The organism is Pseudovibrio ascidiaceicola, from assembly GCF_900114245.1.
Lineage (GTDB): Bacteria > Pseudomonadota > Alphaproteobacteria > Rhizobiales > Stappiaceae > Pseudovibrio > Pseudovibrio ascidiaceicola.
This window is the reverse complement of record NZ_FOSK01000013.1, coordinates 30,439-45,423: the sequence shown is the minus strand read 5'-3', so window position 1 is coordinate 45,423 and position 14,985 is coordinate 30,439. Positions and strand designations below refer to the sequence as shown.

The following is a 14,985-nucleotide window of genomic DNA, read 5'->3' as shown; positions in this document are numbered from 1 at the left end:
AAGATGGATCAGATTACGGTAAAACTGACCAAACCTGTTGAGCATGACGGGCGGATTTACAATGAGCTTGTGTTCCGTGAACCCACCGTTGCGGACATGATCACAGCAGAGAAGTTTGAAAAAGACACTCTGGAGAGCAATGCAGTGTTGCTGGCCGCTATGGCTGATGTGAGCCTGCCTGTCATCAAGCGATTGAAGCTCTATGACTACACCATCTGCGATACGCTCACAGTCCCGCTGTTCCTTCCACCAGACGGCAGACCGGGTGAGGGAGAAGACCCAAACGCGGAAGCGGTGACGGAAGAAGCTTAAGCTGGCTACAGGTGGCGGCAGAGATTGCCGCTCACCTGTCCACGCCGCTCAGCCACGTGGAACAATTATCACCGCAAAAAGCCATCGACTATTTTTATGAAGCCCAGAGGATCAAGCGTGAAGCGTTTGAGACCTCTCAGCACTAGCTAAATCAGACTGGAGCATGCCATGCGCAAGATTGAAACCCAATTGAACTTGCGTGTGGTCTCCAATATGACCCGCGAGTTCCAAAAGACCACGGGTGCAAGTGCGCAAGCAGCTAAGAAGTTTGCCGAGCTATGGGTGCGTGAGGTTAAAACCCTCAATAGCAAAATGAACCAACTCGGGGACTTCAAGAAGCTGGAAGGTCAGCTTGATAGCCTGAAGAGCAAAACCAAAGCAGCTTACGACACGCTCTCAGGACGGCGTGAGCAGCTGGCGGGTTTGAATAATCAGGCGACGTTACTAGCGGGATCTTATGAAGCCGCAAGTGAGCGGGTGAGGCAGCTTGCCGACCGTATGCAACGCCTTAAAGCTGAGCAAGCTGAAACCAGTAAACAGCTGGCGAGTAATCAGGCTGCGCGAAAAGCTCTTGAAGAGCAGATGCGGGCGGCGAAAAAAGCCAAAGAGCCGATTGATGGTCTGAAAGCAGCTATTGCAGAATTAAAGGCAGAAGAGCAGGGCCTGAAAGCAACTCGGGCTGCTCAGAAAGAACAGCTGATTGGGCTTAATGCTGAAACCAAAGAGGCTGGACAAGAGGCCAAAACCCTTTCCAAGCAACTTGCCAGTACAACGCGCGAAGTTAAGAAAGTTGGCCGGGCTTATCATCAGGCTGAGGAGGGTGCTGAAAAGCTCTCAAGAGAGACCAGGAAGGTTTCTAAGTCTCTTACAGATATGAAAAACGGTCTGCGTTCAGCTGGCATGAACGTGAAGGACCTGACGGCAGAAGAGCGTAAGCTCACCGCTGCGATGGACAAAACCAGTGAAGCGATCGATGCGCAAAATACCAAGCTCTCTCAGCAGAAGAAGGCTGCACAGGTGCGGGAGCAAAAACAGCAGGCCATGAAGGGCAAGGCTGTTAAGGCGGGTGCTATTGGTGCTGGTGGGGCAGCGGCTTTCTATGGTGGCCAAAGGGCTTTGCGAGCTTGGTACAATCCGGTTGATGTTGCGATTGATGTGGAAGATGCTTTTGCGGGTGTGAAAGCCAAGACCACCTTTGAAAATGAGGAGGAAGAGAAGAAATTCAAACAGGCGACGATTGATAAGTCGACGAAGATTGCCATGCCTTTGACAGAGCTGTTCGCCTTGCAGGAAGAGGGCAGTGGAGCTGGCATTGCCAAGGAGGATCTGATGCGTTTTACGGAGCTTGCTGGTAAAACAGGTGTGGCATTCGATCTTGATGGCGGACTGACAGGTAAAGTTCTGGCAAAGACGAAGACTGCTTTAGGCACGGATCTTGACGGACTGTCGGATTATGTTGATGCAGTGAACCACCTTTCCAATAAGACATCATCCCAGGCTCCTGACCTGCTCAATTACTTCTCTCGTGTCGCTGGCAGATTTGGGAAAGCAGGTTTTACTCAAAATCAAACGCTAGCACTTGGCTCGTCCATGATAGCGAGTAATTTTGCGCCGGAAGTTGTTGCTACTACATTTAAGAATGTAATCAATACTCTGAGCGGTGCTGATACCCTAAGCAAGGATAAGCGGGAGGCCTTTCAGGAAATTGGCATGGACCCTGTCCAGGTTGCTAAGGATATGCAGGTTGACGCTTTTGGTACTTTGCTCAAGGTGATTGAAAAGCTGGGAAGCGTGGAAGAATACCGCCGTTTGGCGATTGAAAATAAGCTGTTTGGTCAGGAAGCGGCTGCTTTTGGCGGTTTGACTGCGAATGTCCAGTTGCTGAAAGACACCTACAAGCTCGTAGAAAATGATGGCCAGTATGATCCCAATAACGACTATGCAGGTTACAAAGGATCGGCGGAAGCAGAGTTCAAGTCTCGCTCAGCGACGACCCAAAATGAGCAGCAACTGATGTTCAATGAGCTTTATGCTCTTAAAGCAGAGTTTGGGGAAACCATGCTGCCCGTTGTGCGGGCTGTCTCCAAAAGTATCCGGGAGTTCCTGGCACCACTTCGGCAATGGGTGCGTGAGAACCCGGATCAAGCCAAGCTTGCTGGTACGATTGCAGCTGTTGTGGCTGGACTGGTTGCCGTGGGCGGGGCGTTGACTACGCTGGTTGCAACCGCAACGGTTGCTGCGTTTGGTCTGAAGATGGCCACCAGTACCATCAAGGGGCGCCGCGCTTCCAGTCTTCTAGGGGAGGTGTTGCTTGGTGAAGGTGCAGATGGCACCGGCAAAAAGACAGGCTCAGCAGGAAAGGCAAAAAAAGGTCTTTGGAGTTCCGTTGGTGGCATTCTTGGTAAGGCAGGCAGGCTGGCAGGAGCTGTAACCGGTGCTTTGGCTTATAGAGAGGTTGCTGAAGCTGGGGCTGGCGGGCTTGATTGGGCGGCAGGAAAGGCATTTCCGTCTCATGCCGAGGCTGGTCAGAAGGCGGATCTGCTCCAGCAAAAACAGGATGAGTATTGGGATACGCGAGAGGATTGGTGGCAGCGCTATAATCCGCTGGCAGAAACGCCAAAAGAACTGACTGCGATCCGCGATCAGATTTATGGACCGCGCGAAACCAAAACCCAGAATGCTTTCGCTGGGGATCTGGCGACCGCCAAGGAAAAGCTGGCGTTCGTTGATGACAAGATTGCTAAGGTAAAGGGCACACCTTTAGAGGCGTCTCAGCTCATGACCCTGAACCGTATGCGCGAGCAGCTGACACAAACCATTGCAAAGCTGGAAAAGGAATTGCAAGCCTCTCAGATTGCCCAGGCTTTGCAGCAAAAGGCAGACCAGATTAAAGCAGTGGCCGTGCAAATGGCTATGCCTCAGGCTAAGCCTGTGCCGGCTTTTGCGAAGGGTGGTGTAACAGGTCGTGGGCCTGCTCTTGTTGGAGAAAACGGGCCGGAATACATCTGGACCGATAAAGGCCAATATGTTTCCAACAACAATCAGCTGAAGCAGATCCGAGCGCTTGCAGCATCTGCCGCGATTGCAATGCCTCTTGGCTTGTCTTTACCGCAACCACCCACTCAGGCAGCTCTGTTCACCCCGCCAGCTGTTCAGCAGCAAGGGGCTGGCGGATCAGCCCGCAGTGCCCCTCTGGTTGGAGAGCTTCACGTGCATGTACCTGGTGGTAGTGGCCGAGATGCGCGCTCACTGGGTAGGGACGTGGGCCGTGAGACCGTTAAGGCGATCCGTCAGTACCATTCAGATGGTGGCATCTAGGCGGGAAGTCTTCTTCTTAAAAAAGCAAACTGGAAGGGGGTGCTATGGCTGGACCAATTCCCATGGCGCTTGGGCCGTTTATGTTCCATGCGCACGGCTTTGGCTACACTGATATTGAACGATCACTGGAAACCCGTTGGTCAACTTTGGAAACTGCCGGGCGCATGGATGCCCAGCAGTGGACTGGACCGGGCTCTGAAACCATCCTCATCAACGGTGTTTTATTCCCGCAGGAATTTGGCGGGCAAACAACGCTTGATGGTGTGCGTCTTGCAGCCAGGCAGGGCGTGCCACTCATGTTGGTCTCTATTGGTGGGCGGGTGTTTGGCACTCACACAATCCAAGGAGTGGAGGAAACTCAAAGCCTTCACGACCGGATCGGTACGCCGGGGCAAAATGAATACTCCATCGAATTGCTGGCCTATCCGGGCAGCTTTTTAAATGTGATTGGGGCAGTCGCTTCGATCTTCTAACTCTGTTTGTGAGGCACCTTTGGCGGAACTGATTAAAGTGGACATGGATCGTCCGTTGGACTTGATCTGCTCGCGATATTACGGACACACAAAAGGCAGCGTTGAAGCGGTGCTGAATGCCAACACGCATCTTGTAGATCTTGCGCAGATGGTGCCGCGCGGAACCAAAATCTCCATGCCGATTTTAAGCCAGAACGGTGCCGCAACCACTCTCAAGCTCTGGGATTAAATCATGCGGCCAATCGTAAAAGTTACCATTGATGGCAAGCCGGTCTCAGGTCTGTTTCTGCAACGTTTGATTTCTATTCGTGTGGTGGATCGGGAAGGAACACGCTCAGATACTGTTGATCTTGAGCTGGAGGACGGGCCGCCCTTTGTCGAGTTGCCAAAGCCGAAAGCCAAGATCAAGGTTTGGATGGGGTATGAGGCCGGTGGCTTGGTGTACAAGGGCGAGTATACCGCTAGCGAAGTTGAAGTGCAGTGCTTGCCGTACCTTCTCAACGTGCCAGGAACTGGCGCGGATGTGACTGAGGAGCTGAAGACCCAGAAAGAGCGCCATTTCGACAATAAGTCCGTCAAAGACATTGTAAAGCAGATTGCCGGAGAGCATGGCTTGAAGCCTGTCATTGATGATGGTGTTGCCGCCCACGTTTATGAGTGGCTTGGTCAACAAAGTGAATCGGATATGCACTTGCTGGAGCGCCTTGCCCGGCGTCATGGAGCCTTGTTTGCGATCAAAGATGGGCGGCTCGTTTTTGCTGAAAAAGGCACTGGCAAAAGCGCAGGTGGAAAAGAGCTGCCGGTTCAAACCATTATCCCATCCCAGATCATTGAAGGTTCCTGCCGGGTGCGGTTTGGCGACCGTGGCCGCTATAAGACGATTAAAGCCTATTACCAGGACCCGAATAAAGCCAGGCGCGTTGGAGTGGAGGCAAAAGGCGATAAGGACGGAAAGGGCACCTACAAGATCCGTGAGACTTTCAGCTCTGAAAGCGAGGCAAGAGAAGCTGCCAAAGCGCGGGCGAAAGAGCTTTTGCGCGGTGAGGTGACCTCAGCTGTCACGATCGAGGGCAGACCTGAATTTCTGGCCGGACAACCGTTCTCCTATGTCGGCGTGCGACCGGGCGTCGATGGGCTGGAGTTCATCGCTGAAAGCGTGACGCACACCTACTCAAAAGGCGGTGGTCTGATAACCGAAATCGAAGGCAGGGCCAAAGCGGCATAGCGTTAGCTCAGCATACTCAAAGATGTTTCGGGCTCAAGGAATTACGAAAACCAACCGAAATTGAACCCGATCAGAATTAGGATCACGATGGAAAGACCGATAGAGGCGATTGCCAGTTTATCTTGCGTTGACATGATTGTGCTCCTATATTGAAAGCCAAGTAGTCCCCCTGTGCTAGAGAGGGACTACCGGCTTCAGGTTACCAATGGTGTATGATGTTCACTAGGAGCATCAAGCCCACGATAATCTGAAGGAGAATTGCGAAGAATTGAAGCTTCATATCGCTTTCTCCTTTTGTGGTGGGGATGGGCCATCCATCCCCCTCACCACACTTCTAACATAGTGGGTCATTCCGAATTATTCATCTCTTAGTTGTTGGCCGAGCTTACTAATCTCCGCGCGATGTTTGTTCTCATCGCGAGAGGGAGCTACGATTTTGCTGATTACTGGATTTAATTTGAATAAGATTACCTCTCTTTCGTTAGTTTATTTGTGTAAGTAATGTTGCATAATAAAATTTATAGTATTTAAACGTACCCCCTGCGAATTAAAGGGATGTGCATTTGCAATTTGCACACCTTAATCTTTAAAGTAACTGCTCACCCGCCTTCCGAGGCGGGTTTTTTATTGGAGAAATTCCCTTGATCATCACTGAACTTAAAAGCGTGGAGGGCTTTGCCGCCTTCTGCGAAGGGCTCAACTTGCGCCATTTTTCACCACATGAGCTGCTGAGCAAAGGGCAAGCGCATGAGACACCGGGGCATCGTGGATACGGTCTCAACACAGATCCGCCTGCGGAGCTCTGGCCCAATGTTGTCCCCGCCATCACCATGGCGGATAGAATAAGAGAACACTTCGGACGTCCGGTTGTCATTCTCTCTGCCTACCGTAATACGGCCTACAACACGGCTATTGGTGGAGCCTCCCGCAGCCAGCACCTGAAGTTTACCGCGCTGGATCTGAGCTGTCCGGGCATCACCCCGCAAGCCTGTTTTGACTGGCTCTGCATCCAGCGCGAGTACGGCGCATTCCGCGGTGGTCTCGGCCTTTACCGCAGTTTCATCCACGTGGACGGGCGTGGCACCAACGCCACCTGGAACAACACCTGACCGTCCCACCTCAACCTTGAAAAGGACATTTCTGATGCAACGGATCTATTCCCTTGCAATGGGCCTGTGCGCCCTTTGCCTTGCGCTTCTCAGCTTTACCGGCACTGTCTGGGCGGCAACTGAGGCCAGCTACACCATCGACCTTGCCCCGTTGGCAGATGCTGTCATGCCAACGCTGATTGCGCTGCTGGGAGCGCTTGTTTCTGCCGCCTTGGCATGGGCCGCGCGATTGCTACACCGATACCTGGGTGTATCGCTGGATGAACGCCACCGCAAAACTCTGGAGGAAATTGTCGTTTCCAAACTGCGCCAGATGTTGACGGATGCTTATGAGGGCAACCGGGCGTCCATGCGCATCCACTCCAGATCTCAGCTCGTGGCCGAGGTTGCAGGATACGCCACCCGAAAAGCTCCCGATGCCATCCGCCACTTCAAGCTGCAACCGGCAGATCTGGCGGAGTTCGTCTCCGGACGTGTGGGGCCCCGAACCTTGCAGAAGATCCAGCAGGGCGATCGGGCAAATGGGCAGGGCAGCACATGAGCCAGCTGCTGCGTCTTTTCCTCAAAGCCATTGCCGAGGCGGTGTTTGACCGCCTTGACCAGAAGCGCACGCAGGCCCGCGCCGCTCAGCTTATCAAAACGGAGGAGCATCATGACTTCGAGCAGCAGGCCAGGGCGGCAGAGGCCGCCGCTCTTCAAGCTCAGCTGGAGGATAGCCCTGATGACCTGCCTGAGCGCCTGCGCAAGCACGGGCTCTGATCCGCCAGAACCATCCCAACGCTATCACTGGCGCTTTCCTACCCCAACGCTTCAGCCGTACAGCCTCACATACTCTGCCGCGGTTGCGCAGGAGCTGGAGACTCTGCCGCGGCATTCAAAGCTGCGGCAGATCACTGCGCACTATCAGGCTCTGCGGCGGGCTGTGTGCGCAATCGACACATGGCAGCAACCGGCCTGCCAAATCCTGAAAGGTCCCCATGAAACATCTTCTGACAACCATCCTGTGCCTGACGATCTGGGCGGGCGCACAGCAGGCGCTGGCCAAGAGCCGGACGCTGCCCGGGCCCTACACGGCCAAGACCATCAAGGTGATTGATGCTGATACCCTGCGTGTGTTTGTGGAAGTCTGGCCCATGGACTTTAAACGCGTGGATGTGCGGCTGAATGGCATTGATACGCCGGAAAAGCGCAGCACAGGCTGCGCCGCGCTCTATGGCGGCAAAGCTGCGGATGTGCCGGTGCATATCAAGCAGCGGGAGAAGCAACTGGGCCTCAAAGCCACGGAGTTTGTAAAGGCCCATGTGAAGCCACAGGACACGATGGTGCTGACTAATGTGAAGCTCGGCAAGTATGCAGGTCGGGCCGTCGGCAGGCTGGCTCTGAATGATGGCAGGGATCTGGCAGAGCTCCTCATCCAGAACGGCCACGCAGTGCCCTACGACGGCGGCACCAAGACCGCGCCCTGGTGTCTGGATCAGTAGGCAGACACCCAGAACGATGCTTAGACCCGGTCTCACAAAAGGCCGGGTTTTCTTTTGCTTTTTAAGGAGAGGGCTGCATGATCACCCGCAATGAGATTTCTACCGCAGCAGCCTTAGGCTCTGCCTGGGTCGCCAATATCTGGGAGGGCTATGCAGAACCACTCCTGCAGGCCGCGATCATTCTGCTGACCGTGCTCGGCGCTGCCTTCATGGTCTGGCTGCGGTTTCTGGATATTCAGCTGAAGCGCAAGCAACTGCGGGAAAAAGGGTAGTTTGAAAATTTCGGTAATCTGCATACCTCAACAACTCAGGGAGAGCCTTCAATGGCAAGTTAAAACCTCCAGCACATGCTTTGGTTTGCAATCAACAAAAAGGAAAAAGCATGATTGGACGTATCGCATTTGCAGCGGCAACTCTCCTGTTCGCAACCTCAGCAATGGCAGTAGACAAAAACGGTGTGACCTTTAGCGGCGCATCATCTGTGACTGTGCTAAAAACCATCAACTCCTACAAGGACATCAAGCCGACTAGCAGCAAAAACAAGCTGACGTTTGCAATCGATCGGCATGGCAATTCGGATGCTGCAAACTTGTTTAAAAGCGGTCTTTACATGATGAACATGGATAACTTTCTGCCAAGCTTCAAAAAAGCCAATCTGGCCGCCGAGATGGATTTGAAGTTCACCATCAACGGTAAAGATTACACAGTAAGCAGTCTGCGTCTTGCGCAGTACCATGATGGCTGGAACAACCCATGGGCCATCGGTGGCAAAAACTGCATCATGCTTGGTCGAAATGTCACCGTGAACAAGTCGAAGGCTTCCACTGTAATGGGCTGTAGTGCTCTTGATGAAAACAACAAGCGCGTAACCTTGTTCTTCCAGACAGTGGCTGACAACAAGAGCCTTAACTATGACGAGATCAAGGTGTCAGAAGGGGCCTATGGATCCCTTTGATGTGAGAAGTAAGTCTCCTGAAAAAGAGCCGGTCTGCACATGTGGGCTGGCTCATTTCATGTGCGCGAAAAACCGAAAGTCGCGCACAAATGCAAGCAGCATAAAATGCGGGGGTGTAGGTAAAAGGGGTGTACACCTTAGGGTGAGATAGGGCTTGGGTGTTGGTGCCGACAAAACTTAGGGTTGGCGCGTTTATATCTGAACAACTCCAGAAAAAGACCAATAAAGGAAACTGGAAATGTTATTGCCCATCAATTACCGCTCTGTTTTGGAGTGTGCACAGAGCTTTGTTTTGGCGAGCGAGCAGGTGCTCAATGTCTATGCCTATCACGAAGTTGATTTCCTCAAAAATGAGAGGTTCTCAAACTTTGACAATCTGAAGAACAGCAGTTTCCTTGAGCAGCTCGATGCTGCCACAGATGAGCTCACCAGGCGGATACAGTCCGCTTACACCGTCTCCACCTTTGGGGTCTATGGCATGGCGGGGAGTGGAAGTAATCCCTGTATTGGCATTGTGAATGAGGCGCCGTTTGTGCTTACCGATTGCTCCGGTTTTATCAATCACGTGGTCTCTCATGTGAGCGGCGGTGTTGGGGCGGCGCTCAATGCGCATGGAGATAAGAAGCTCGCGGATGACTATGCAACGCAAGGGTCAGACGAGTTTTTCGTGAAGCAGAACATCACGGCGCTGAAGGACGGCAGTGTCAACATCGGGCCCTATTACATTGCCCGTGGGTCCATCCTGGCGTGGTCGCTGCCCAAAGATGAGCATCCGACGGATACCGGGCATGTGATGGTGGTGGCGGAAGATACCGTTCTGCACACCACAGGAGAGACCCAGTATCTGACCATTATTGATTGCAGTGAGGTGAGGGCGGACAAGTCATCCGGCGTCAGCCAAAGAACCATTTCCATGAAGCCATACGATGGCAGATGGCATGTGTCGCTCGCCTGTGATGACGATCCTCAAAGCGAACTTGATCACATCAATGTCCTGAGGCTCAAGTAGTCTTGTTTTAGACCGCAGCCAATGTGGTTTGGCTGCTGATACAGTAGGTGCAAAATCTATTTTCGTAGTCGCAAATTTCTGGCTTGTTAAGAGATTGCAAACAATAAAAGTAAGCTCTATTACTCAACCATTAATTGTAAATACACAAAGCAAACTGAATATCTAACATATGCAAGAAATTACAGATAATCTCGAAGAATTATACGAAAAATATCGAAAGGTATCTGAGGAGAATTCGTTTCTCAAAAGAGATCTTTCTATTAATCTGGAAATTATCAATCAAATGATTGTTTTTCAGGAGGCTTATAGCAAACGTAACAAGCTTACAGTTTCTATTTTTGCACTTTCATTTCTATCTATAGTTATTTCATCTATTACTATTATTTCTCAAGGCGGATTTTATGCTGCTACTGGTGTTTTTAGCGTTCCAGGTTTTGAGATTGTATATGAGAACCGACACATTTTGTTATCTATCTCGTTAGTGCTTCTCATCGTATCTCTGTCTTTGGCATACCTTCGTCCAGCCTTGCCGTCATGGCCGAAGTTCGATCCAAGCTCAGAAGATACTGGAGCCGCATTCAAACCAGCGTTTGAGGTCAGGGGGGCACCGTCTTTCTCACAACAGAAAACTGCTCAACAGTTTACGCACCAAGGGTCTTTTATAAGATTTAATAAGGAAATAAGTAGGCTCGAAACACGAGGCATGTTCAATTTGATAATTGGGGTGGCTGCAACTTCAATTTCAAGTCTGATCATCGGCATAAGTGTTTTCACAATTGAGGCACAGGATTTATTATCAAGCCTATCTACACTTATTCCTCGAGTATTGTTGAGCTTACTGATTCAGAGCTTTGCTGTATTCTTCTTGCGGCTATATAGCCAGTCCCTTCGGGATATCAAGTACTATCAAAATGAGTATACCAATGTTGAGATGCGCGTAGCGGCTTTGGATATATTGGAAGAGGCTCAAATTCAGGATGAAGATAAAATCTTAAGCGCAGCAACAATACTCTTGAATACCGAACGGAACTTCATTTTGAAAAAAGATGAGAGCACTGTGGACTTGCAAAAGCATAAAACTGACGCTCATATGCAAGAGCAGCTCTTTGAACTCTTAAAGTCAAGTTTGAGCAAAGTTGAAAGTAGCAATAGCGGTTAAACTCCTGCTGCTCCAGCAGGTTCTACTAAGCTTAGTACCAAAATAGAACTGCTTCACGAACTCTTCGTTTGTTGTTCAAGATGAGTACAGCTCAGAAATTGCTCAGACAGAGAGTTCGAAGCCTTCTTGATTTCAACTGCTCCTAATCATGTGACCAGAATTCACAAATTCTGTACTCTGCACTTTACTTCATCTGCTAACATTTTCACATCTTGAAGTTGCAGTGTTTGTCGTATTAATTTGACTTTAGGATTCACTACTTAGATCGAAAAAACTGATGTCCAATTATACGTTTGACACCATCAACGACAAAGAGTTCGAGCAAATTGTTGCAGACCTTCTCTCTAAAAAACTTGGTGTAGACGTCGAGACATTCAAGTCCGGTAAAGATGGAGGTGTGGATGGCAGGTACTTTGACGATGATGATCAAGAAGTCATCATTCAATGCAAGCATAGACCTAAAACGAGCTTAAGCAAACTGAAGTCTATTTTGAAAAAAGATGAATTGCCTAAGGTTAGAGAATTAGATCCCGCAGGATATATTTTCGCTACATCAACAGAGCTTTCACGAACCGACAAGAAACAAATAAAAGAAATTTTTAGCCCTTATATTAAGAAAGTAACGGATGTTTATGGTCGCGAGGACTTGAATAAGTTTATTGCTGATTATCCAAATATCGAAAAGAAGCACTATAAATTATGGCTTCATAGCACTAACGTATTGCAAAATTTGTTCAATCACGGGATCTCCGAAAGAAGTCGCGAGGTTCTTGAGGAAATTCATGAGAAAAGTACGCTCTTTGTTGAAACAGACGCATATGATAAGTGCATCAAACACCTTAGCAAAAACAACAATCTGATCGTCACAGGCTCTCCGGGAGCAGGCAAAACGACGACTGCTGAACAGATTTGCTTATACCTTGCTGGCCAAGATTACGAACTCGTTGTTGCTGCGGAGCATATTGAAGAGTTGGAACAAGCTTTTGTATCGAGTCAAAAGCAAGTTTTTTACTTCGATGATTTCTTAGGTCGGAACTATTTCGAAGCTTTGCAGCAACAGCAAGACTCTAAGATTTATAGATTTATGAAAAGAATAGAGAGGGGTAATAAGAAGTTTATTCTTACCTCCCGCACCAACGTCCTTAATAGAGGTAAGTTCTCTACCGACATATTTACAGAACTTAGATCTGAAGATTTTGAATTTGAGATTGATGTCGATGATTACACTATGTTTGAGAAAGCTCAGATCCTTTACAATAGAATATGGCACTCAGAGTTGGATAACTCATACTTAGAGGTGCTTTATAAAAATAAAAGGTACCTCAACGTCATCAAGCACAAAAACTACAACCCTCGGATTATAGAATATATCACGACAAAAAAGCACGTCCGGTGCGAGCCTGATGAGTACTGGCAGTTCATAAAAGATAAGCTCCAGAATCCTAAAGATATTTGGGCTAACTTGTTTCGCACTGGTATCGACAGTCTCTCTAGGGATTTGATAATATTGATCTTCTTCTTTGGAGGAATAGTCAGCGAAAAAACCGTTAGAAGTTTGTTTGCTTCGTTGCAGAAGGTTGGTGCTTATACCAATGCTCACGAAACCTTTTCTGAGCAGATCAAATTTTTAAACGGGAGTTTGCTTGATCGAACAATAGAACACACTGGCCGTGTCACTTATGATTACGTCAACCCTTCAGTTGGTGACTTTATATTGAGCGAATACATCAGCGATGAAGTATTTTTTCGTAGAATTATCAAACACATCCCTAATGCTCAGTTCATTCACCAGACACAGTCTTTAATGCAGAACCGAATAATTCAATCAGACTGGGTACTTCAGGAGGTTTACAGTAGATTAGATAAAGCAGCCAGCTTCGCTCTTAAAGAAAAAATTGAGTTCTATAATGTCCTCAAACAACTCACTTCAAAACGGAACGAAGAGCTTTCCACTTTAATTTGGTCTAACATTTATAACGGATATGCCGACGGTGCACACGGTTACGTCCTTAAGTTCATCACCGATGAATTGAATTTTGACACTCGGACTGTTGATGAAAATAAACTTAGAACGAAAATTCTGGAGTGGCTCAAAGTTCAGGATTTTGACTTGCTTCTTGAGGAAGATATCGCATTCCTAAATGATTACTGTTCGAAGTTCGATGATAGCGGTGAGCTAGGAGAGCACATTAAAGAATGCATCAAAGAATATGCTGAAGATCATATTACTGAATATTATCTAGGTTGTGAGTATTTTGTTCCTGCTTTTGACACAGTCGATTTTGATACATCTGATGTCGTTTCTGTGGTTTCAGACTTGTTTGATGATACGGTATTCTCTCTTTCTAATAGCGAGGTATTTGATATCGCGTTTTCGTGCGATGAAGACAGTGTAGTTGAGAAATCTAGATCTGAATATGACGATCATTATGATGACGATCGTTATGAGAGAGGAGAGGCCTTCAATGGCGATGAGGCCATTGAAACACTATTCGGGGACGAGCCTCCTCAACAATAAAACTTGGTTGTTTCCACCTCCCTTGACAACCTTCCCATCCTCCGTCAACTTACCCATGCTCACTTCAAAGTGGTGAGCCGGGTTTCGCAGCCTGTTTGTTGTGTAGGGCGTCGACGCGCCAGAAAACCGCTTTTTGAGCGCGTTTTTTGTTGCGCTTATGGTCAGACGTTATGGGAGGCTTTGTGCCTGCCGGTATGCCTTACACACCGGTCTGCGAACCCGTGGCGTCTGGCCACCATTTTCGCAGGTGGAGGTCAGACTAAATCCAAGTGTAGGGAATTAGTCATGACAGAAATTTCCCGGAATACCTCACTTCAAGCCCTTTCCTCCAGCCATTCGGCACTGTTGAGCCTTGCAGCCCGCATTGAGGGGCTGTTTCAAGCTCTGGGGCATGTCTCCAACGAAATCTCCAGCCCAAGCCCGCTGTGGAATGCAGCCGTTGCCTTGCAGGATGAACTCTCCGAGCGCCACGGCGATCTCATCAAGGAGCTGGATGTCATGGAGCGCAAAATCAGCTCTTTGAACCGGGGAGGGCAGGCATGAGCGCGCTCACCATCTTCGATTTTGAAGAGCAGCCCGTCCGCACATTATCGGTAGACGGCCTGTTCTGGTTCATCGCCAAGGATGTCTGCACCGTACTGGATATCAAGAACAGCCGGCAAGCCGTCGCCAAACTTGACAGAGATGAACAGGGTGTCATTTCAAGTGACACCCTTGGCGGCCAGCAAAAAGTAACAGCAGTGAATGAGAGCGGTCTCTACTCGCTCATTTTCAGCTCTCGCAAGCCATCGGCCAAAAAGTTCAAAAAATGGGTGACGGCAGAAGTGCTGCCCGCGCTGCGCCAGTCCGGCACCTACTCCATGGGCCCCACACCCCAAAAGCAGGAGGACGCAAAGCAGGTTCTGCTGGTCAACGAGATGAACGCCCGCGCCAACCTCCTCAAAGAAGCGCGCTACATCTATGGCCGCGAGGCCGCCATGGCCCTGTGGGACAGGCTCGGCCTGCCAGAGATCGCAGGAGAGGGCGTCAACGAAGTCGCCGGCACCGCCGCCGATGACCCGGAAGGCTGCCTGACCCACCTGATCAACTTCACCTGCGGCAAAAACCTCTCCGTCCGCATTGCCCTGGCCTTCGCCCTGGCAGATGACATCGGCGCCCGCCGGATGGAGCAACTGGGCATCAAACTACGCCCCCACGCCTATCCCGACGGCGTCGCAATCGCCTACGATCACGACTACCTGTGGGAGGTTTTCCGCCTCACCCAATGGCACGGCAACTGGAAACTAGCCTTGCAAAAACTCCCCGCCGCCCACCAATCCCAAAACGCCATCACCATAGACGGCAAACAAAGAAGGGCAGTGATACTGCCCCTCTCATTGGTGGAGAGTTATGTGGGGTAGGAGGGTGGCCTCACCACCTGGCGGGG

17 protein-coding genes are annotated in these 14,985 nt (G+C 49.9%); all 17 read left to right on the top strand.

The genetic code is table 11. From position 1 onward, the window contains the following. Positions 1-3 precede the first annotated feature (3 nt). A complete protein-coding gene (locus BM231_RS21170) occupies positions 4-312 on the top strand; it encodes a phage tail assembly protein (protein WP_093522600.1) in 309 nt (102 codons plus the stop codon). A 168-nt stretch (positions 313-480) separates the two neighbouring features. After that, positions 481-3,630, top strand: a complete 3,150-nt coding sequence (locus BM231_RS21165; protein ID WP_093522598.1) for a phage tail tape measure protein — start codon at positions 481-483, stop codon at positions 3,628-3,630. A gap of 44 nt (positions 3,631-3,674) precedes the next feature. After that, positions 3,675-4,103, top strand: a complete 429-nt coding sequence (locus tag BM231_RS21160; RefSeq protein ID WP_093522596.1) for a phage tail protein — start codon at positions 3,675-3,677, stop codon at positions 4,101-4,103. Positions 4,104-4,122: 19 nt separating this feature from the next. Further along, a complete protein-coding gene (locus BM231_RS21155; RefSeq protein WP_208860557.1) occupies positions 4,123-4,332 on the top strand; it encodes a tail protein X in 210 nt (69 codons plus the stop codon). A 3-nt stretch (positions 4,333-4,335) separates the two neighbouring features. Beyond that, positions 4,336-5,328, top strand: coding sequence for a phage late control D family protein (locus tag BM231_RS21150; RefSeq protein ID WP_093522594.1), 993 nt, complete (start codon positions 4,336-4,338; stop codon positions 5,326-5,328). A gap of 641 nt (positions 5,329-5,969) precedes the next feature. Continuing rightward, complete coding sequence (locus tag BM231_RS21145) at positions 5,970-6,437, top strand: D-Ala-D-Ala carboxypeptidase family metallohydrolase (protein ID WP_093522592.1); 468 nt, start codon at positions 5,970-5,972, stop codon at positions 6,435-6,437. 34 nt (positions 6,438-6,471) lie between these two features. After that, positions 6,472-6,978, top strand: a complete 507-nt coding sequence (locus BM231_RS21140) for a hypothetical protein (protein WP_093522590.1) — start codon at positions 6,472-6,474, stop codon at positions 6,976-6,978. Beyond that, a complete protein-coding gene (locus tag BM231_RS21135) occupies positions 6,975-7,196 on the top strand; it encodes a hypothetical protein (RefSeq protein ID WP_093522588.1) in 222 nt (73 codons plus the stop codon). Before BM231_RS21140 ends, BM231_RS21135 begins: the two co-directional genes overlap by 4 nt. Then, positions 7,159-7,533 carry a hypothetical protein gene (locus BM231_RS26975; RefSeq protein ID WP_159437980.1) on the top strand — a complete coding sequence of 125 codons (375 nt, stop codon included), beginning with the start codon at positions 7,159-7,161 and terminating at the stop codon, positions 7,531-7,533. Before BM231_RS21135 ends, BM231_RS26975 begins: the two co-directional genes overlap by 38 nt. Then, a complete protein-coding gene (locus BM231_RS21130) occupies positions 7,526-7,918 on the top strand; it encodes a thermonuclease family protein (protein ID WP_159437979.1) in 393 nt (130 codons plus the stop codon). Before BM231_RS26975 ends, BM231_RS21130 begins: the two co-directional genes overlap by 8 nt. Positions 7,919-7,995: 77 nt before the next feature. Next, positions 7,996-8,190, top strand: coding sequence for a hypothetical protein (locus BM231_RS21125; RefSeq protein ID WP_093522584.1), 195 nt, complete (start codon positions 7,996-7,998; stop codon positions 8,188-8,190). A 110-nt stretch (positions 8,191-8,300) separates the two neighbouring features. Next, positions 8,301-8,873, top strand: coding sequence for a hypothetical protein (locus BM231_RS21120; protein ID WP_093522582.1), 573 nt, complete (start codon positions 8,301-8,303; stop codon positions 8,871-8,873). A 238-nt stretch (positions 8,874-9,111) separates the two neighbouring features. Next, positions 9,112-9,882, top strand: a complete 771-nt coding sequence (locus tag BM231_RS21115; protein ID WP_093522580.1) for a hypothetical protein — start codon at positions 9,112-9,114, stop codon at positions 9,880-9,882. Between the two features lie 169 nt (positions 9,883-10,051). Further along, positions 10,052-11,041 (top strand): hypothetical protein, encoded by a 990-nt coding sequence (locus tag BM231_RS21110; protein WP_093522578.1) that lies wholly within the window; start codon positions 10,052-10,054, stop codon positions 11,039-11,041. Between the two features lie 277 nt (positions 11,042-11,318). Beyond that, positions 11,319-13,559, top strand: coding sequence for an nSTAND3 domain-containing NTPase (locus BM231_RS21105; RefSeq protein ID WP_093522576.1), 2,241 nt, complete (start codon positions 11,319-11,321; stop codon positions 13,557-13,559). A 285-nt stretch (positions 13,560-13,844) separates the two neighbouring features. Continuing rightward, complete coding sequence (locus BM231_RS21100; protein WP_093522574.1) at positions 13,845-14,102, top strand: hypothetical protein; 258 nt, start codon at positions 13,845-13,847, stop codon at positions 14,100-14,102. Further along, positions 14,099-14,959 carry a BRO-N domain-containing protein gene (locus BM231_RS21095; RefSeq protein ID WP_093522572.1) on the top strand — a complete coding sequence of 287 codons (861 nt, stop codon included), beginning with the start codon at positions 14,099-14,101 and terminating at the stop codon, positions 14,957-14,959. Before BM231_RS21100 ends, BM231_RS21095 begins: the two co-directional genes overlap by 4 nt. The last annotated feature ends 26 nt before the right edge of the window (positions 14,960-14,985 follow it).